The 17,741-nt window shown below is 70.3% G+C and carries 17 protein-coding genes; 3 read left to right on the plus strand and 14 right to left on the minus strand.

The genetic code is table 11. The features are described 5' to 3' along the window. The first annotated feature begins 78 nt into the window (after positions 1 to 78). Both dnaJ and LOC65_RS12385 read left to right on the plus strand, forming a co-directional pair. A complete protein-coding gene (gene dnaJ / locus LOC65_RS12380; RefSeq protein ID WP_230247673.1) occupies positions 79 to 1,221 on the plus strand; it encodes a molecular chaperone DnaJ in 1,143 nt (380 codons plus the stop codon). A 159-nt stretch (positions 1,222 to 1,380) separates the two neighbouring features. Then, positions 1,381 to 3,060 carry a response regulator gene (locus LOC65_RS12385; protein ID WP_230247674.1) on the plus strand — a complete coding sequence of 560 codons (1,680 nt, stop codon included), beginning with the start codon at positions 1,381 to 1,383 and terminating at the stop codon, positions 3,058 to 3,060. 10 nt (positions 3,061 to 3,070) lie between these two features. On the opposite strand, the gene LOC65_RS12390 is transcribed toward LOC65_RS12385, so the two are convergent. From LOC65_RS12390 to ppsA, 8 genes are all read right to left on the minus strand, one after another. Continuing rightward, positions 3,071 to 4,192: a PA0069 family radical SAM protein gene (locus LOC65_RS12390; protein WP_230247675.1), complete on the minus strand. Its 1,122-nt coding sequence runs from the start codon at positions 4,190 to 4,192 to the stop codon at positions 3,071 to 3,073. 38 nt (positions 4,193 to 4,230) lie between these two features. After that, positions 4,231 to 5,637, minus strand: coding sequence for a replicative DNA helicase (gene dnaB / locus LOC65_RS12395; RefSeq protein WP_009858827.1), 1,407 nt, complete (start codon positions 5,635 to 5,637; stop codon positions 4,231 to 4,233). Positions 5,638 to 5,770: 133 nt separating this feature from the next. Beyond that, positions 5,771 to 6,223 (minus strand): 50S ribosomal protein L9, encoded by a 453-nt coding sequence (gene rplI / locus LOC65_RS12400; RefSeq protein ID WP_009858826.1) that lies wholly within the window; start codon positions 6,221 to 6,223, stop codon positions 5,771 to 5,773. Positions 6,224 to 6,234: 11 nt separating this feature from the next. Next, positions 6,235 to 6,525 carry a 30S ribosomal protein S18 gene (gene rpsR, locus LOC65_RS12405; RefSeq protein WP_029718341.1) on the minus strand — a complete coding sequence of 97 codons (291 nt, stop codon included), beginning with the start codon at positions 6,523 to 6,525 and terminating at the stop codon, positions 6,235 to 6,237. A gap of 45 nt (positions 6,526 to 6,570) precedes the next feature. Beyond that, positions 6,571 to 6,864, minus strand: a complete 294-nt coding sequence (priB, locus tag LOC65_RS12410) for a primosomal replication protein N (protein WP_029718340.1) — start codon at positions 6,862 to 6,864, stop codon at positions 6,571 to 6,573. 34 nt (positions 6,865 to 6,898) lie between these two features. After that, positions 6,899 to 7,264 (minus strand): 30S ribosomal protein S6, encoded by a 366-nt coding sequence (gene rpsF / locus LOC65_RS12415; RefSeq protein ID WP_009858824.1) that lies wholly within the window; start codon positions 7,262 to 7,264, stop codon positions 6,899 to 6,901. Positions 7,265 to 7,381: 117 nt separating this feature from the next. Beyond that, the gene (locus tag LOC65_RS12420) at positions 7,382 to 9,496 is read right to left on the minus strand and encodes a sodium:solute symporter family protein (protein ID WP_230247676.1); all 2,115 of its coding nucleotides are present in this window, start codon (positions 9,494 to 9,496) and stop codon (positions 7,382 to 7,384) included. A 16-nt stretch (positions 9,497 to 9,512) separates the two neighbouring features. Next, a complete protein-coding gene (ppsA, locus tag LOC65_RS12425) occupies positions 9,513 to 11,909 on the minus strand; it encodes a phosphoenolpyruvate synthase (RefSeq protein WP_230247677.1) in 2,397 nt (798 codons plus the stop codon). Between the two features lie 196 nt (positions 11,910 to 12,105). Between ppsA and LOC65_RS12430 the strand changes: the two genes are divergently transcribed. After that, on the plus strand, positions 12,106 to 12,930 hold the full coding sequence (locus LOC65_RS12430) for a pyruvate, water dikinase regulatory protein (protein ID WP_230247681.1): 825 nt from the start codon (positions 12,106 to 12,108) through the stop codon (positions 12,928 to 12,930). Between the two features lies 1 nt (position 12,931). On the opposite strand, the gene LOC65_RS12435 is transcribed toward LOC65_RS12430, so the two are convergent. From LOC65_RS12435 to lpxD, 6 genes are read right to left on the minus strand one after another with little or no spacing between them, the layout of a single operon-like run. After that, the gene (locus tag LOC65_RS12435) at positions 12,932 to 13,711 is read right to left on the minus strand and encodes an RNA methyltransferase (RefSeq protein ID WP_029718337.1); all 780 of its coding nucleotides are present in this window, start codon (positions 13,709 to 13,711) and stop codon (positions 12,932 to 12,934) included. Beyond that, positions 13,708 to 14,352, minus strand: coding sequence for a ribonuclease HII (gene rnhB / locus LOC65_RS12440; RefSeq protein WP_009858819.1), 645 nt, complete (start codon positions 14,350 to 14,352; stop codon positions 13,708 to 13,710). The genes LOC65_RS12435 and rnhB overlap by 4 nt, the downstream gene beginning before the upstream one ends. Then, positions 14,318 to 15,454, minus strand: coding sequence for a lipid-A-disaccharide synthase (gene lpxB, locus LOC65_RS12445; RefSeq protein ID WP_230247683.1), 1,137 nt, complete (start codon positions 15,452 to 15,454; stop codon positions 14,318 to 14,320). The genes rnhB and lpxB overlap by 35 nt, the downstream gene beginning before the upstream one ends. Positions 15,455 to 15,459: 5 nt before the next feature. Further along, positions 15,460 to 16,248 carry an acyl-ACP--UDP-N-acetylglucosamine O-acyltransferase gene (gene lpxA, locus LOC65_RS12450; RefSeq protein ID WP_230247685.1) on the minus strand — a complete coding sequence of 263 codons (789 nt, stop codon included), beginning with the start codon at positions 16,246 to 16,248 and terminating at the stop codon, positions 15,460 to 15,462. 7 nt (positions 16,249 to 16,255) lie between these two features. Beyond that, the gene (gene fabZ, locus LOC65_RS12455) at positions 16,256 to 16,696 is read right to left on the minus strand and encodes a 3-hydroxyacyl-ACP dehydratase FabZ (RefSeq protein ID WP_029718335.1); all 441 of its coding nucleotides are present in this window, start codon (positions 16,694 to 16,696) and stop codon (positions 16,256 to 16,258) included. A gap of 8 nt (positions 16,697 to 16,704) precedes the next feature. Further along, complete coding sequence (gene lpxD, locus LOC65_RS12460; protein WP_230247688.1) at positions 16,705 to 17,730, minus strand: UDP-3-O-(3-hydroxymyristoyl)glucosamine N-acyltransferase; 1,026 nt, start codon at positions 17,728 to 17,730, stop codon at positions 16,705 to 16,707. Positions 17,731 to 17,741: the final 11 nt, after the last annotated feature.

Below are 17,741 nucleotides of genomic sequence, written 5' to 3' on the forward strand. Positions count from 1 at the left end.
CGCGTCCAGGCGTGCCGGCCCACTCCGGCACCCCTGCGCGGCGTTTACGCTTGACGACTGGCTGTTCACGGCACCCCCATGGCAAAGCGCGACTACTACGAAATCCTCGGCGTGGCGAAAAACGCCTCGGACGACGACATCAAGAAGGCCTATCGCAAACTGGCCATGAAGTACCACCCTGACCGCAACCAGGGTGACGAGGCGAAGAAGGCGGAAGAGAAGTTCAAGGAGGTCAAGGAGGCCTACGAGATGCTCTCCGACGCGCAAAAGCGCGCCGCCTACGACCAGTACGGCCACGCCGGCGTCGACCCGAACATGGGCGGCCGTGGCGCGGGCCCGGAAGGCTTCGGCGGTTTCGCCGAGGCCTTCGGCGACATCTTCGGCGACATCTTCGGCGGCGGCGGCGCCGGCCGCCGCGGTGGCGGCGGCCAGCAGGTCTACCGCGGCAGCGACCTCAGCTACGCGATGGAGATCACGCTGGAGGAAGCGGCCGCCGGCAAGGAGTCGCAGATCCGCATCCCGAGCTGGGACGGCTGCGACACCTGCCACGGCAGCGGCGCCAAGCCCGGCACCAGCCCCAAGACCTGCCCGACCTGCTCGGGCTCGGGCACGGTGCACCTGCGCCAGGGCTTCTTCAGCATCCAGCAGACCTGCCCGCACTGCCACGGCAGCGGCAAGATCATCCCCGAGCCCTGCCCGACCTGCGGCGGCGGCGGCAAGATCAAGCGCCAGAAGACGCTGGAGGTGAAGATCCCCGCCGGCATCAACGAAGGCATGCGCATCCGCTCGGCCGGCAACGGCGAGCCGGGCACCAACGGCGGCCCGCCGGGCGATCTGTACATCGAGATCCGCATCAAGCCGCACGAGATCTTCGAGCGCGACGGCGACGACCTGCACTGCACGGTGCCGGTCGGCATGACGACGGCGGCGCTCGGCGGCACGATCGAGGTGCCGACGCTGGGCTCCAAGGCCGAGATCGAGCTGCCCGAGGGCACCCAGCACGGCAAGACCTTCCGCCTGCGCGGCAAGGGCATCAAGGGCATCCGCTCCAGCTACCCGGGCGACCTCTACGCGCACATCACGGTCGAGACCCCGGTCAAGCTGACCGAGCACCAGCGCAAGCTGCTGCGCGAGCTCGACGAGTCCTTCCGCAAGGGTGGCGACCGGCACTCGCCGAACGCCAAGAGCTGGACCGACCGGGTCAAAGACCTCTTCAAGTAGAGGTTTTCCCGCCTGACGGGACATGCACCGCTCAAGTGCGCGGCGGCCTGGCCGACAACACGGTCACGAAATGCCGCGCATGACGACAAGCCGCCCCGCCCTCTCCTCCACCCGCCGCCTGCGTGCGGCGGCTGGCGCTCTGCCCGGGCGAGACGCACGATGAGACTGGACCGCGACATCCACCTCAGCAAGGCGCTGGTCATCGACCCGAACCCGACCTCGCGCAGCATCCTCGTCGCCCAGCTGCGCGACTTCGGCATCGGCACCGTCGTCCAGTGCGGCCGTGTCGCCGACGCGCGCAACCAGCTCGAGGCGCGGGGCTTCGACATCGTGCTGTGCGAGAACAACTTCGCCGGCAACGATGCCGCCGGGCAGCAGTTGCTCGACGACCTGCGGCGCCACCAGCTGCTGCCGCTGTCGACGGTGTTCATCATGATCAGCAGCGAGGCGACCTACAACAAGGTCGCCGAGGCGGCCGAGTCGGCGCTGGACAGCTTCCTGATCAAGCCCCACACCGCCGCCGGCCTGGGCGACCGAATCCTGCACGCCCGCCGGCGCAAGAAGGTGCTGCGTGACATCTTCGAGGCCGTCGACGAGTCGCGTTTCGACGACGCGATCCGGCTGTGCCTCAAGCGCTTCGAGGAACGCGGCGAGTTCTGGCTGTTCGCCGCGCGCGTCGGTGCCGAGCTGCTGCTGACCCACGACCGCCACCGCGAAGCCTGGGGCCTGTACGAGGCGGTGCTGAAGGCGCAGACCCTGCCCTGGGCGCGCCTGGGCGTCGCGCGTGCGCAGGTCGAGGCCAACGAGCCGGGCAAGGCCTTGTCGACGCTGGAGAGCCTGACCGCCGACCAGCCGAACTTCGTCGACGCCTACGACGTGATGGGCCGCATCCATGTCGACCAGGGCAATCTCGACGAGGCCGCGGCGGTGTTCATGCGCGCCGCCTCGCTGACGCCGGACTCGGTGACACGGCTGCAGAAGGTCGGCATGCTGTCCTTCTACCTCGAGCGTCACGACGACGCGCTGAAGGCGCTGGAGCGCAGCGTGGGCATCGGCATCTCGTCGAAGATGTTCGACCCGCAGACGCTGGTGCTGCTGGCCTTCGTGCGCTGGCGGCAATCGGACTCCAAGGGCGTGCAGCGCTGCACCGAGAACCTGGAGCACCTGCTCTCGCGCAGCCCCGACAGCCAGCGCCTGCGGCGCTTCGCCGCCGTGGTGCGCGTGCTCGAGCTGATGCTTCGGCTGCAGCACGCCGACGTGCAGCAGGCCGTGGCCGACCTTGCGCTCGAGGTGCGCGAAGCCTCCTTCGACATCGAGGCCGCCTGCAACCTGCTGTCGCTGCTGGCGCGGCTGGCCGACGTCGGCTACACGCTGGAACAGGCCGACGAATGGGTGGACGCGATCGGCCTGCGCCACTGCACCGCGAAGTCGATGACGGAACTGCTGGCCCGCGCGGCACACCCGCACGCGCCGTTCGTCGAACGCATCCGCGCCTGCCAGCACCGGGTGCTCGAGGTGTCCGAGGCGGCGATGGCCTTCAGCCTGGCCGGCGACCCGGGCTCGTCGGTGCGCACGCTGCTCGACAACGGCCGGGCCTCGCTCAATGGCAAGCTGATCGACACCGCGCGCCTGGTGCTGCAGCGCCACCACGGCAGGATCGAGGGCGCGGCCGAACTGCAGGCGACGATCGACGACCTGCGCCAGCGCTACTTCACGCTGCCGACCCGGCTGCCGATCGGCGACAGTCCGGGGCGCAAGGCCGGCGGCCTGGCCCTGCGCGGCGCCGTCGCCAGCGCGCTGGGCGCCGAACCCGAGCCGCCGGTCGCAGCGGCGGCCTGAAGCCGGAGCATCAGAACAGGCGCTGCTGGGCCCCCTCCGGCGGCCGGAATGCCGCCACGTCCAGCGCCTCGTGCCGGCGCTGCAGGCCCAGACGATCGCAGGCCTTGTGCAGGCGCTGGCGCAGCAGTTCGGCCCAGACGCCCTCGCCGCGCATGCGGCTGCCGAAACGCGGATCGTTGTCGCGGCCGCCACGCATCTCCTGTACCCGTGCCATCACACGCGCCGCCCGGTCCGGGACATGCAGCTCCAGCCAGTGCCGGAACAGTGGCGACAGCTCCGACGGCAGGCGCAGCACGATGGCGAAGGCGCGCACCGCGCCGGCCTCCCGCGACGCGTGCAGCACCCGCTCGAGTTCGGGCTCGTTGACGAAGGGGATCAGCGGCGACACGCTGACGCCGACCGGCACGCCGGCTTCGGCCAGCGTGCGGATCGTGCGCAGCCGGCGCTCGGGCGAGGCGGCACGCGGCTCCAGCCGGCGCGCCAAGGCCGGGTCCAGCGTCGTCAGCGTGATGTCGACGCAGGCCCGGCCGGCGGCGGCCATCGGCACGATCAGGTCCAGGTCGCGCTCGACCAGCGCCGACTTCGTGATCAGCGAGAACGGGTGCCGCGTCTCGTGCAGGACTTCGAGCACCGCGCGCGTGATCCCGAGGCGGCGTTCGATCGGCTGGTAGGCGTCGGTGACGGTGCCGACGGCGATCGGCCGCGGCCGGTAGCCGCGTGCGCCGAGCGCGGCGCGCAGGCGCTCGGCGGCGTTGACCTTGGCCACCAGCCGGGACTCGAAGTCCAGCCCCGGCGACCAGCCGAGGTAGGCGTGCGAGGGCCGCGCGTAGCAGTAGATGCAGCCGTGCTCGCAGCCGCGGTAGGGGTTCAGCGAAACCTCGAAACCGATGTCCGGCGAGTCGTTCTCGGCCAGGATGCGGCCGGCGTGTTCCTCGACGACCTGCGTCGGCAAGGACTGCGGCCTCTCGCCGGCGGCGGCGTCCACGGCGCCCCAGCCGTCGTCGAAGGCTTCGCGCGCGTCGCGCTCGAAGCGGTGGGCGATCGCCCAGGTCGTGCCTCGGCCCTTCAGCGGGGCGTTTGCCGGCGTGGCCGGCGGCGGGGCGGGTGGACGGAAACTGCGGGGCGGCGACATGCTGTTGTTTTATACAGCATGCCGCGGCAGCTCCCGTCTTAGTAGTCCGACATCGCGTCGGGGGCGAGGTTCTCGAACTTGGTCAGCGGCTTCAGGAAGGCCAGGCGCACGGTGCCGACCGGGCCGTTACGCTGCTTGCCGATGATGACTTCGGCGACGCCCGGGTCCTTGCTGTCCTTGTTGTAGTACTCGTCGCGGTAGATGAACATGATGATGTCCGCGTCCTGCTCGATGGCGCCCGACTCGCGCAGGTCGCTCATCATTGGCCGCTTGTCGGTGCGCGTCTCGACCGACCGGTTCAGCTGAGACAGCGCGATCACCGGGCACTGCAGCTCCTTGGCCAGCGCCTTCAGGCCGCGCGAGATCTCGCCGATCTCGGTGGCGCGGTTCTCGCCGGTGCTGGCCGACGAGCCGCTCATCAGCTGCAGGTAGTCGATGACGATCAGGCCGAGCTGGCCGTACTGGCGCGCCATGCGCCGTGCGCGGGCGCGCAGTTCGGGCGCGGTCAGCGCCGGCGTCTCGTCGATGAAGAGCTGCACCTGGCCGAGCTTGTCGACGGCCTCGGTCAGGCGCTCCCATTCCTCGGTGCGCAGGCGCCCGGTGCGCAGGTTCTGCTGGTCGATGCGGCCGAGCGAGCCGACCAGACGCAGCGCCAGCTGCGAGGCGCCCATTTCCATCGAGTACACGAGCACCGGCAGCCCTTCGGCGACGGCGACGTTCTCGGCGATGTTCAGCGCGAACGCGGTCTTGCCCATCGACGGCCGCGCCGCGAGGATGATCAGGTCGCCCTTCTGCAGGCCCGCGGTCATGCGGTCCATGTCGTAGAAGCCGGTGCGCACGCCGGTCACTTCCTCGGCGCCGTTGTCGTGCAGTTCCTGCACGCGGTCGATCAGGTCGACGACCAGCTTGTCGATGCCCAGGAAACCCTGCTTCTGGCGCGAGCCTTCCTCGCCGATCTTGAAGATCTTGCCTTCGGCCTCGTCGAGGATGCTGCTCACCGGGCGTCCTTGCGGGTTGAAGGCGTTGGTGGCGATCTCGTCGCTGGCGGCGATGAGCTTTCGCAGGATCGCGCGCTCGCGCACGATCTCCGCGTAGCGGCGCATGTTGGCCGCGCTCGGCACGCTCTGCGCCAGCGCGTTCAGGTAGGCCAGGCCGCCGCAGTCCTCGGCCTTGCCCAGGCTCTGCAGCTGCTCGAAGACGGTGATGACGTCGGCCGGCTTGCTCTGGTTCACCAGCGTCGAGATCGCGCTGAAGATCAGCTTGTGCTCGAAGCGGTAGAAGTCGCTGTCGGTCAGCAGGTCCGCAGCGCGGTCCCAGGACAGGTTGTCGATCAGCAGGCCGCCGAGCACGCTCTGCTCGGCCTCGTTCGAGTGCGGCGGCACCCGCAGGCGGGCGACTTCGTCGTCGGGAGCGGAGGAACCTCGGGATTCGAACAGCGCGGACATCGGATCTGTGGGCAAGTCTGTGGACAGCCTGGGAGTCGTCGGGGGACGGCCGGGGGACAACTCTTGACACCCAAAACGAAGAAGGCCGGCAAGAGCCGGCCTTCTTCAGAAGGGTGGACGAAGCGTAGGCGCTTCAGTCGGCTTGCGCAACCACCTGGACGGTGAGCTCGACGACGACGTCGCCGTGCGGGGCCACCGACACCGGGTGCTCGCCGACGGTCTTCAGCGGACCGTTGGGCATGCGCACCTGCGACTTCTGCACCGCCTTGCCGGCTTGCGTCAGCGCGTCGGCGATGTCGGCGTTGGTCACCGAGCCGAACAGGCGGCCGTCGACGCCGGCCTTCTGCACGATGCGCACGGTGGTGCCGGCGAGCTGCTCGCCCAGGGCCTGGGCGGCGGCGAGCTTGGCGGCGGCGGCCTTCTCGAGTTCGGCACGGCGCTCGGCAAACTCCTTGATCGCGGCGTCGGTCGCGCGGCGCGCGAGCTTGGTCGGGATCAGGAAGTTGCGGGCGTAGCCGTCCTTGACCTTGACGATGTCACCGAGGTTGCCGAGCTTGGCGACCTTCTCCAGCAGGATCACTTGCATGTCGTCGCTCCTCAGACCTTGTGCTGATCGGAGTACGGCAGCAGCGCCAGATAGCGGGCGCGCTTGATCGCCGTGGTCAGCTGGCGCTGGTAGTAGGCGCGCGTGCCGGTCAGACGGGCCGGCGTGATCTTGCCGTTCTCGCTGATGAAGTCACGCAGCGTGTCGATTTCCTTGTAGTCGATCTGTTCGACGCCGGCGACGGTGAAGCGGCAGAAGCGCTTGCGGCGGAACAGGAGAGACTGGGTGTTGCGCTTCGGACGCTTGTCCTTCGAGAAGCGACCCTTGCCACGGGGGGGAGCCATAAGACCTCCTGGGAATGCTGAAAACTATCCGGAACAGTGGACCGGTCAGCCCAACGGGGCGACCGACGTGATGTGGAACCGCATGCCGCGTCCGTTGCGCAGGGCTGCCAGGAAGCCGCCGAATTCGGCGTTGCTGCCCAGCGCCAGCGTGGTGAGCACCGCGGTGATGTCCGCCCCGATCGCCAGCGCCCGGATCTCCAGGGAGACCTTGCGCGGAGCGCCGTTCTCGACGACCTCGGACTCGTGCTTCAAGCTCAGGTCCAGGGCCGGAAGGCCGGCGGGGGTGTACCGCAGCGCGCCCCGCTCCACCAGTTGCGCCGAAAGAACCAGCCGGTTCATCGGCACCCCGCGGTGGCAGGCGCAGTCGTGCGCGTCAGGCCGAGGCCTCCTGCTGGCTGGCCTTGCGCGACTCTTCGCGCTCGACCGCCTTCATCATGACCGACGGCGTCGTCTCGGCCTTTTCCTTGCGCACCGTGAGGTGGCGCAGGACGGCGTCGTTGAAGCGGAAGCCGGTCTCCAGCTCCTCGAGCACGGGCTTGTCGCACTCGATGTTCAGGCACAGGTAGTGGGCCTTGGCGAGCTTCTGGATCATGTAGGCCAGCTGACGGCGGCCCCAGTCCTCGACCCGATGGACCTTGCCGCCACCGGCGGTGACCAGGGTCTTGTAGCGTTCCAGCATCGCCGGAACCTGTTCGCTTTGATCCGGATGGATCAGCAGAACGATCTCGTAGTGACGCATTGATTCTCCTCGAGGGTTTCCTGTTGCGGAAAGCCGCCCCGTAGCGTCTATTCCCGGGTGCGGCAAGGCGAAAAGCCGATGATTATAGCCCGGAAACGGCGCCCCACCGAGGCCGCCTCACACGCGCTCGGGGCGGGGGTCGCGGATGCGGTCGACCAGCGCGTCGCTGGCCGCGCCGGGTCGCGGCGTCAGCAGGCTGACGACGACCATCGCCGCCAGCGCCACCGGCTCGCCGAAGACGCCGGCGGCGATCGGCGCGATGCCGAACCACATGCAGTCCTCGACCGGCCGCCAGACGCCGAACAACCCGCGCAGCCAGGGCTGCGTCGTCGCCATGTAGTAGCTGGTGACGGCCAGCCCCGCGAGCATGCCGCTGACGCAGCCCCAGCGGTTGGCGCGCTTCCAGAAGACGCCCAGCACCAGCGCCGGGAAGATCGACGAGGCCGCCAGCGAGAACGCCGCGGCGACGAGGAACAGGATGTCGGCGACACGCATCGACGCGACGTAGGCCGCGGCCAGTGCGACGACCAGCAGCAGCACCTTGGACACCGCGACCCGGCGCGAGCTCGGCCGGTTGGGGTCGATGACGCGGTAGTACAGGTCGTGCGACAGCGCGTTGGAGATCGTCAGCAGCAGCCCGTCGGCGGTGGACAGCGCCGCGGCCAGGCCGCCGACGGCGACCATCGCCGAGATCACGTAGGGCAGCCCGGCGATCTCGGGCGCGGCCAGCGTCACCAGGTCGGCGCCGATGTGCAGCTCGCCGAGCTGCAGGATGCCGTCGCCGTTGACGTCGCTGACCTGCACCAGCGACGGATCGACCTTGGCCCAGCTGGCGATCCATGCCGGCAGCCGGTCGAACGGCGTGCCCACCAGACTGTTGAAGACCTCGTGCTTGACCAGCAGCGCCAGCGCCGGTGCCGTCAGGTAGAGCGCGCAGATGAACAGCAGCGTCCAGCCGACCGCCCGGCGCGACTCGCGCACCGACGGCGTCGTGTAGAAGCGCGTCAGGATGTGCGGCAGCCCGGCCGTGCCCAGCATCAGGCAGAAGACCAGCGCCAGGAAGTTGCGCCGCGAGTGTTCGTCGCTGATGCGCGCCGCCGGGTCGTCGCCGCGCGGGTTGGCCGCGAAGGCCTGGGCGTGCGGCGGCATGCCGCCCAGCGGCTGCGACCAGGCTTCGGCCGCGGCCAGCTCGTCGGCATAGCGCCGGCGGGCCTCGTCCTCGGTGCGCGGCAGCGCGGCGAGTTCACGCCGGGCGGCCTGCACCTCGGCCAGCGGCGCCGCCGCTTCCATCAGCTGCTCGACGCGGCGCTGCGCCGCGGCGCGGTCGTCGGCCATCGCCGCCGGCACGTCCAGCAGCTTGGCACCGGCGACCGCCGCACGCTGGGCGTAGGCGGCCATGACGTCGCGCTCGCCGATGTCGGCGACGAGCTGCGCCTCGCGCTCGGTGACCGACTGCAGCACCTGCCCCATCGCCACCTGCGGCACCGGGTTGCCGGTGACCTTCAGCGACAGCCAGGCCACCGGGGCCAGGTAGGCGACGACGAGGATGATGCACTGCGCGACCTGGGTCCAGGTCACCGCCCGCATGCCGCCCAGGAAGGAGCAGACGAGCACGCCGCCGAGGCCGACGAAGATGCCGATCTCGAAGCCGAAGCCGGTGAAGCGCGCGACGATCAGGCCGACGCCGTAGATCTGGGCGACGACGTAGACGAAGGACACGACCACCGCCGCGGCGATGCCCACCAGCCGCGGCATCGTGCCGCCGTAGCGCGCACCGAGGAAGTCGGGGATCGTGTACTCGGCGAACTTGCGCAGGTACGGCGCGATCAGCAGCGCGACGAGGCAGAAGCCGCCGGTCCAGCCGATGACGAAGGCCAGACCGTTGTAGCCGCCCAGGTACAGCGTGCCGGCCAGGCCGATGAACGAGGCGGCGCTCATCCAGTCGGCCGAGGTGGCCATGCCGTTGTAGAACGCCGGCACGCGGCGGCCGGCGACGTAGTACTCGGCCGAGTCCGAGGTGCGGCAGCGCAGGCCGATGGCCGCGTAGAGCACGACGGTGCCCAGCAGCATCGTCAGCCCGATGAGGTTGCGGCCGAGCCCGAAGCGCTCGGCCGCCGCCATCAGCCCGATGAAGCCGGCCAGCGCCAGCGTGTACAGCAGGTAGGCGCCGTGAAGGCGGCGGCGGAAACCCCGCGCGCCGCTGGCCGTCGCCCCGCTGCCGACCGAGGACATGCGGCCCGGCGCGGGTTCAGCGCTGGGCCAGGCGCTGCCAGGTGTCGACGACCGTGTCCGGGTTCAGCGAGATGGACACGATGCCTTCGGCGGCCAGCCACTCGGCGAAGTCCGGGTGGTCGCTGGGGCCCTGGCCGCAGATGCCGATGTACTTGCCGGTGGCGCGGCAGGCGGCGATGGCGCGCGAGATCATCGCCTTGACCGCCGGGTCGCGCTCGTCGAAGTCGCTGGCCAGCAGCTCCAGGCCGGAGTCGCGGTCCAGGCCCAGCGTCAGCTGCGTCAGGTCGTTCGAGCCGATCGACATGCCGTCGAAGTGCTCGAGGAACTGGTCGGCCAGGATGGCGTTGCTCGGCACCTCGCACATCATGATCAGGCGCAGGCCGTCGACACCGCGCTTCAGGCCGTGGTCGGCGAGCATCTGCGCCACGCGCTCGGCCTGGCGCACGGTGCGCACGAACGGCACCATGATCTCGACGTTGGTCAGGCCCATCTCGCCGCGCACGCGCTTCAGGGCCTCGCACTCCATCGCGAAGGCTTCGGCGAAGTCGCTGCTGATGTAGCGGCTGGCACCGCGGAAGCCCAGCATCGGGTTCTCTTCCTCCGGCTCGTAGCGCGTGCCGCCGATCAGCTTGCGGTACTCGTTGGACTTGAAGTCCGAAGGGCGCACGATGACCGGCTTCGGGAAGAACGCGGCGGCAATCGTCGCGATGCCCTCGACCAGCTTGTCGACGTAGAACGCACGCGGCGAGGCGTGGCCGCGGGCCACCGACTCGACGGCCTTCTTCAGGTCGGCGTCGACGTTCGGGTAGTCGAGGATCGCCTTCGGGTGCACGCCGATGTTGTTGTTGATGATGAACTCGAGGCGCGCCAGGCCGACGCCGGAGTTCGGCATCTGGGCGAAGTCGAAGGCCAGCTGCGGGTTGCCGACGTTCATCATGATCTTCACCGGGCAGTAAGGCATCTCGCCGCGCTGCACCTCGCTGACCTCGGTCTCGAGCAGGCCGTCGTAGACGCGGCCGGTGTCGCCCTCGGAGCAGGCGACGGTGACCAGGGCGCCGTCCTGCACACGCTCGGTGGCGTCGCCGCAGCCGACGACGGCCGGGATGCCGAGTTCACGCGCGATGATCGCCGCGTGGCAGGTGCGGCCGCCGCGGTTGGTGACGATCGCCGACGCACGCTTCATCACCGGCTCCCAGTTCGGGTCGGTCATGTCGGTGACGAGCACGTCGCCGGGCTGCACGCGGTCCATCTCGGCGATCGAGTGCACCAGACGCACCGGGCCGGTGCCGATCTTCTGGCCGATCGCGCGGCCCTCGGCGAGCACGGTGCCCTGGCCCTTGAGCTTGTAGCGGTGCTCGACCTTGCCGGCGGCCTGGCTCTTCACGGTCTCCGGACGGGCCTGCAGGATGTAGATGCGGCCGTCGACACCGTCCTTGCCCCACTCGATGTCCATCGGGCGGCCGTAGTGCGCTTCGATGATCTTCGCGTACTTGGCCAGCTCGACGGCGTCGGCATCGGCCAGCGAGTAGCGGTTGCGCATCTCGGGCGGGTTGTCGACGACCTTGACCAGGCGGCTGCCGGCGGCGCGGTCGGCCTCGGTCGCGAACTCCATGCGCTGCAGCTTGCTGCCGAGCACGCGGCGGATGATCGGGAACTTGCCCGCGGCCAGCGCCGGCTTGAAGACGTAGAACTCGTCGGGGTTGACCGAGCCCTGCACGACGGTCTCGCCCAGGCCGTAGCTCGCGGTGATGAAGACCACGTCGGCGAAGCCCGACTCGGTGTCGATCGTGAACATCACGCCGGCCGAACCGACGTCCGAGCGCACCATGCGCTGCACGCCGGCCGACAGCGCGACGTCGGCGTGGGCGAAGCCCTTGTGCACGCGGTAGCTGATCGCGCGGTCGTTGTAGAGCGACGCGAAGACTTCCTTCATGTGGTGCAGCACCGACTCGATGCCGCTGACGTTCAGGAAGGTCTCCTGCTGGCCGGCGAACGAGGCGTCGGGCAGGTCTTCGGCGGTGGCCGACGAGCGAACCGCGTAGGTCGCGCCGGGGTTGTCACCTTCCAGCAGCTTGAACTGCGAGCGGATGGCCGCCTCGAGCTCGGCCGGGAACGGGGTCTCGATGATCCAGCGGCGGATCTCGGCGCCGGCCTCGGCCAGCGCGCGCACGTCGTCGGTGTCGAGCGCGGCCAGGCGCGCCTCGATGCGCTCGGCGAGGCCGCCGTGGCGCAGGAAGAGGCGGAAGGCGTGTGCCGTCGTCGCGAACCCGCCGGGAACGCGCACGCCGGTGGCGGCCAGCTGACTGATCATTTCGCCGAGGGAGGCGTTCTTGCCGCCTACGACCTCGACGTCGGTCATGCGAAGTTGTTCGAACGGGACGACCAGGGCGGTCGCCAAGTTGGCCTGGGACATGGTGGGAAAGCTCCGTGATGTGAGAAAACCGGTGCTGCCGCAGGCACGCTCTGACCCCTCGCTCCAGCGCTTGTGGATTCTGTTTGTCGGCCGGGGGTGGTCACGTCGAGGTGAAGGCAGGATGCTTCGCAGGCATTCTACGGAAGTCTTTCCCTATGATGACCAGAAACGGGGCACGGGCGCCCCAAGTGAACTCATGACCGAACGCAGCGTCTTCTTCGTCTCCGACGGCACCGGCATCACCGCCGAGACCTTCGGCAACTCCATCCTCAACCAGTTCCCGGTGAAGATGCGCCACGTGCGCCGGCCATTCATCGACTCGCTCGAGAAGGCCGACGCCGTCGTCTCCGAGATCAACGAGGTCGCGGTGCGCGAAGGCCGCAAGCCCATCGTGTTCATCACGCTGGTCGAGCCGCAGATCCGTCAGCAGGTCACGGGCCCGGGCTGCAACGGACTGGTGCTGGACATGTTCCGCACCTTCGTCGAGCCGCTGGAGGACGAGCTGGGCGTCAAGTCCAACCACCGCGTCGGCCGCTTCAACGACGCCAGCCAGAGCCAGGAGTACAACGACCGCATCGAGGCGATCAACTTCAGCCTCGCGCACGACGACGGCCAGAGCTCGCGCAACCTCGATCTGGCCGACGTGATCCTCGTCGGCGTCAGCCGCTGCGGCAAGACGCCGACCTCGCTGTACCTGGCGATGCAGCACGGCGTGAAGGCCGCCAACTACCCGCTGATCCCGGAAGACTTCGAACGCGGCAAGCTGCCGTCGATGCTGGCGCCGCACCGCAAGAAGTGCTTCGGCCTGACGATCGAGCCGACGCGGCTGGCGCAGATCCGCAACGAGCGACGCCCGGGCAGCCGCTACGCGGCGCTGGAGAACTGCCGCTACGAGGTCAACGAGGCCGAGACGATGATGCGCCGCGAGGGCATCCAGTGGCTGTCGTCGACGCACAAGTCGATCGAGGAGATCGCGACGACGATCCTGCGCGACATCCGCCCGGACCGCCTGATCTACTGACCTACCGAGGCCCGCGCGCCGCCGATTCGTACAGGCAGATCGCCGCCGCGGCGGCGACGTTCAGCGACTCCTCGCCGCCCGGCTGCGGGATGCGCACCGCCAGCGTGCAGCGCGACTGCAGCGCCGCCGAGACGCCCTGCCCTTCGTGTCCCAGCACCCAGGCGCAGCGTGGCGGCAGCGCCGCCTCGCGCAGCGTCGCGCCGGCATGCGGCAGCGTCGCCACCAGAGGCACCGCCAGCGCATCGAGCGCCGCGTCGTCCAGCCCTTCGACGAGGTTCAGCGCGAAGTGCGCGCCCATGCCGGCGCGCAGCACCTTGGGCGACCACAGCGAGGCCGTGCCCTTCAGCGCCAGCACCTGCGTGGCGCCCAGCGCCGCGGCGCTGCGCAGGATGCTGCCGACGTTGCCGGCGTCCTGCACGCGGTCGAGCACGACGCCGTGCGCGTCGGGCAGCACCGCGCCGCCGGCCGGCGCGTCGATCAGGAAGCCGATCTTCGCCGGCGACTCCAGGCCGCTGGCCGCGGCGAACAGCGCGTCGTCGACGACGGCCACCGCCTGCGCCCAGCCGGCGAGATCGCGCAGCGCCCCACCCTGCTCCCAGGCGCTGACGGCGACGAGCGCCTGCGCCGCCGGCCGCCCGCGCGCGCGCAGCGCGGCGCAGAGGTGGTCGCCTTCGAGCCAGACCTGGCCGACACGGCGGTAGGCGTTGCCGTCCTGCGCCAGCCGGCGCACGCGCGCCAGCAGCGGGTTGTCGCGCGAGGTGATGCTGCGCACGCTCGTCATGCCGTGCTCTTCTCGGCCGCCGCCAGCGCGGCACGCACCGGGGCGAAGCTGCGCCGGTGCTCGGGGCAGGCGCCCAGGCGGCGCAGGGCGTCCAGGTGCACCCGCGTCGGATAGCCCTTGTGGCCGTCGAAGCCGTAGTCGGGCCAGCGCGCGTGCAGCTCGGCGCAGAGCCGGTCGCGGTGCACCTTGGCGACGATGGACGCGGCCGAGATCGCCGGCACCTTGGCGTCGCCACCGACCACGGCCTCGGCGGGGAAACGCAGCACCGGCAGCCGGTTGCCGTCGACCATCACACGCTTGGGCAGCAGGCGCAGCGTCTCGACGGCGCGCTTCATCGCCAGCAGCCGGGCGTGCAGGATGTTCAGCGTGTCGATCTCCTCGACGCTGGCCAGCGCGATCGAGACGCACAGCGCACGCGCGTGGATCTCGTCGAACAGGCGTTCACGCTGGCGCGCGCTCAGCGCCTTGGAGTCGGCCAGGCCGGCGATCGGCGCCTGGTCGTCGAGGATCACCGCGGCAGCGACCACCGGCCCGGCCAGCGGCCCGCAGCCGGCTTCGTCCACGCCGGCCACCAGACCGGGCGGATGCCAGCCCAGGTCGAGCTGTTCAGGAGCGGCTTTCGAGAACTTGCGCGAGGGCATCGGTGGCACGGCGCGCGGTGTCGCGCTTGAGCAGATGGTGCAGTTCGACGAAACGCGCCTGCAAGGCGCGCGCACGCGGCGCGTCGTCGAGCCAGGCCAGCGTCTCGCGGGCCAGGGCCTCGGGCTCGCAGCGGTCCTGCAGCAGTTCGGGCACGACGAAATCGCGCGCCAGGATGTTGGGCAGGCCGACCCAGGGCAGATAACCCATGCGGCGCATCAGCTGCCACGACAGCCAGGCCATGCGGTAGCCGATGACCATCGGGCGCTTGAACAGCGCCGCCTCCAGCGTCGCCGTGCCGCTGGCGATCAGCGTCACGTCGCAGGCGGCCAGCACCTCGTGCGAGCGGCCGTCGAGCAGCTGGATCGGCGCGTCGCCGGCGTGCGCGGCGACCAGCGGCTCGACCATCGCCCGCAGCCCCGGCGCCACCGGCAGCAGGAACCGAAGTTCCGGCCGCTGGCGGTGCAGACGCGCCGCAGCCTGCAGAAAGGCCGGCGCGATGTGCTCGATCTCGCCGCGCCGGCTGCCCGGCAGCACCGCGACCACCGGCTCGGCCTCGCCCAGCCCCAGCGCCGCACGCGCGGTGGCGCGCGGCGGCTCGACCGGGATCGCGTCGGCCAGCGGGTGGCCGACGTAGGTCGCGGCGACGCCGTGGCGCTGCAGCAGCTCGGGCTCGAACGGGAACAGGCACAGCACGTGGTCGCAGCTGGCGGCCATCTTCTTCGCGCGGCCGCCGCGCCAGGCCCAGATCGACGGGCAGACGAAGTGCACCGACGGGATGCCGGCGGCCTTCAGCCGCTTTTCCAGCCCGAGGTTGAAGTCGGGCGCGTCGACGCCAACGAAGATCGCCGGCGGCTCGGCCAGCAGGCGGTCGCCGAGGCGGTCGCGGATGCCCTTGATCTCGCGGTAGTGGCGCAGCGCGTCGGCATAGCCGTGCACGGCCAGCTTGTCGCTGGGCCACCAGGCCTCGAAGCCACGCGCCGCCATCTTCGGGCCGCCGATGCCGGCGGCAGCCAGCGCCGGCCAGCGCTCGCGCAGCCCGCCCAGCAGCAATCCGGCGAGCAGGTCGCCGGAGGCTTCGCCCGCGACCATCGCCAGTCGCATGGGTGTCAGCGCGCGATGCCCCGCGTCGACGCGGCGAGGAAGTCCAGCACCAGCGCGACGTCGGCATCGCCGCCGTCAACCTGGCCGGCGAGCGCGGCGATCGCCTCGCGCGCCTTCTCCAGCGTCAGCCCGTCGCGGTAGAGCAGACGGTGCATCTGCTTGACCTGGCCGATGCGCTCGCGCGAGAAGCCGCGCCGGCGCAGGCCCTCGACGTTGAAGCCGTGCACGCCCAGCGGGTTGCCGCTGACCATCATGAACGGCGGCACGTCCTGCGAGACATGGCTCTGGAAGCCGGTCATCGCGTGCGAGCCGACGTGGCAGAACTGGTGGATGCCGGTCAGGCCGCCGACGATGACCCAGTCGCCGACGTGCACGTGGCCGGCCAGCGTGGCGTTGTTGGCCAGGATGCAGCGGCTGCCCAGCTGCACGTCGTGCGCGATGTGCACGTAGGCCATGATCCAGTTGTCGTCGCCGATGCGCGTGACGCCGCCGTCCTGGGTCGTGCCGCGGTTGAAGTGGCAGAACTCGCGGATCGTGTTGCGATCGCCGATGACGAGCTCGGTCGGCTCGCCGCGGTACTTCATGTCCTGCGGCGCGGTGCCGATCGCGGCGTGGCCGTAGAACGTGTTGTCGCGGCCGATCGTCGTCGGGCCCTCGATGATGCAGTGCGGGCCGATCGAGCTGCCGGCGGCGATGCGCACGCCGGCGCCGATGATCGTGTACGGGCCGACGCTGACCGACGCGTCGAGCTCGGCCTTCGGGTCGACGATGGCCGTCGGGTGGATCCGGGTCATCTCGGCCTCAGGCGACTTTGCGCATCGTGCACATCAGCTCGGCCTCGACGGCGGTCTCGCCGTCGACGCTGGCGCGCGTCTTGTACTTGTAGATGCCGCCCTTGGCGCGGTCGATCCAGGCCTCCAGCACGAGTTGGTCGCCCGGCTCGACGACCCGCTTGAAACGCGCGCCGTCGATGCCGACGAAGTAGACGACGGTGTCGTCGCCGGGCTCGGTGCCCATCGACTCGAAGGACAGCAGCGCGGCGCTCTGCGCCAGGGCCTCGAGCATCATCACGCCCGGCATCACCGGGCGCGCCGGGAAGTGGCCCATGAAGAACGGCTCGTTGATCGTGACGTTCTTGATCGCCTTGATGCGCACGTTCTTCTCGAACTCGACGACGCGGTCGACGAGCAGGATCGGATAGCGGTGCGGCAGCTTCTTCAGGATCTTGTGGATGTCCAGCACCGGCTCGCTCATGATGTCTTCTTCTCCAGCGCCCGCAGGCGCTCACGCAGGGAATGCAGGTTCTTCAGGGTCGCGGCGTTCTTCTCCCAGGACGCGTGGTCGTCGCAGGGGAAGACGCCGGTGTAGTGGCCGGGCTTGCGGATCGAGGCCGTGACCAGCGTCGCCGCGCTGATGTGCACGCCGTCGCAGATCTCCAGGTGGCCGACGATGTTGGCCGCGCCGCCGATCGTGCAGTGGCGGCCGATGCGCGTGCTGCCCGCCACGGCCGAGCAGCCCGCGAACGCGGTGTGGGCGCCGATGCGCACGTTGTGCGCGATCTGCACCAGGTTGTCGATCTTCACGCCGTCATCGACGACGGTGTCGTCGAGCGCGCCGCGGTCGATGCAGGTGTTGGCGCCGATCTCGACGTCGTCACCCAGGCGCACCGCGCCGAGCTGCTCGATCTTGGTCCAGCGCCCGGCCTCCGGCGCGAAGCCGAAGCCGTCGGCGCCGATCACCGCGCCGCCGTGCACGATGCCGCGGGCGCCGATGCGGCAGCCGAAGGCGAGCATCGCCCGCGGCTTGAGCACCGTGCCCTCGCCGACGAAGGCGCCCTCGCCGACGTGGGCCTGGGCCGAGACGATGGCGCCGGCCTCGACGACCGCGCCGGCACCGACGAAGGCCAGCGCCCCGATCGAGGCACCTGGCGCGACGATCGCGCCCTCCTCGACGACGGCGCTCGGGTGGATGCCGGCGGCCGGCCGCTCGCGCAGCCGGGCGGCCCACCACTGGGACAGGCGCGCGTAGGCCAGGTAGGGGTCGGCGACGACGATCGCGGCGCCGCGCGCGGCAGCCGCCTCGCGCATCGCCGCCGACACGATCACGCAGCCGGCACGTGTCGTCGCCAGCTGGGCCTGGTAGCGGGGGTTGGACAGGAAGCTGACGGTGTCGGCCTCGGCACGCTCGAGCGTGCCGAGGCGGACGACCGTGTGTTCCGGGTCTCCGATCAGTTCGCCGCCGAGCAGCGCGGCCAGGTCGCCGATGCGCGCTTGCACGAGCGGCAGAC

Source organism: Rubrivivax sp. JA1055 (assembly GCF_020966565.1).
GTDB lineage: Bacteria > Pseudomonadota > Gammaproteobacteria > Burkholderiales > Burkholderiaceae_C > Rubrivivax > Rubrivivax benzoatilyticus.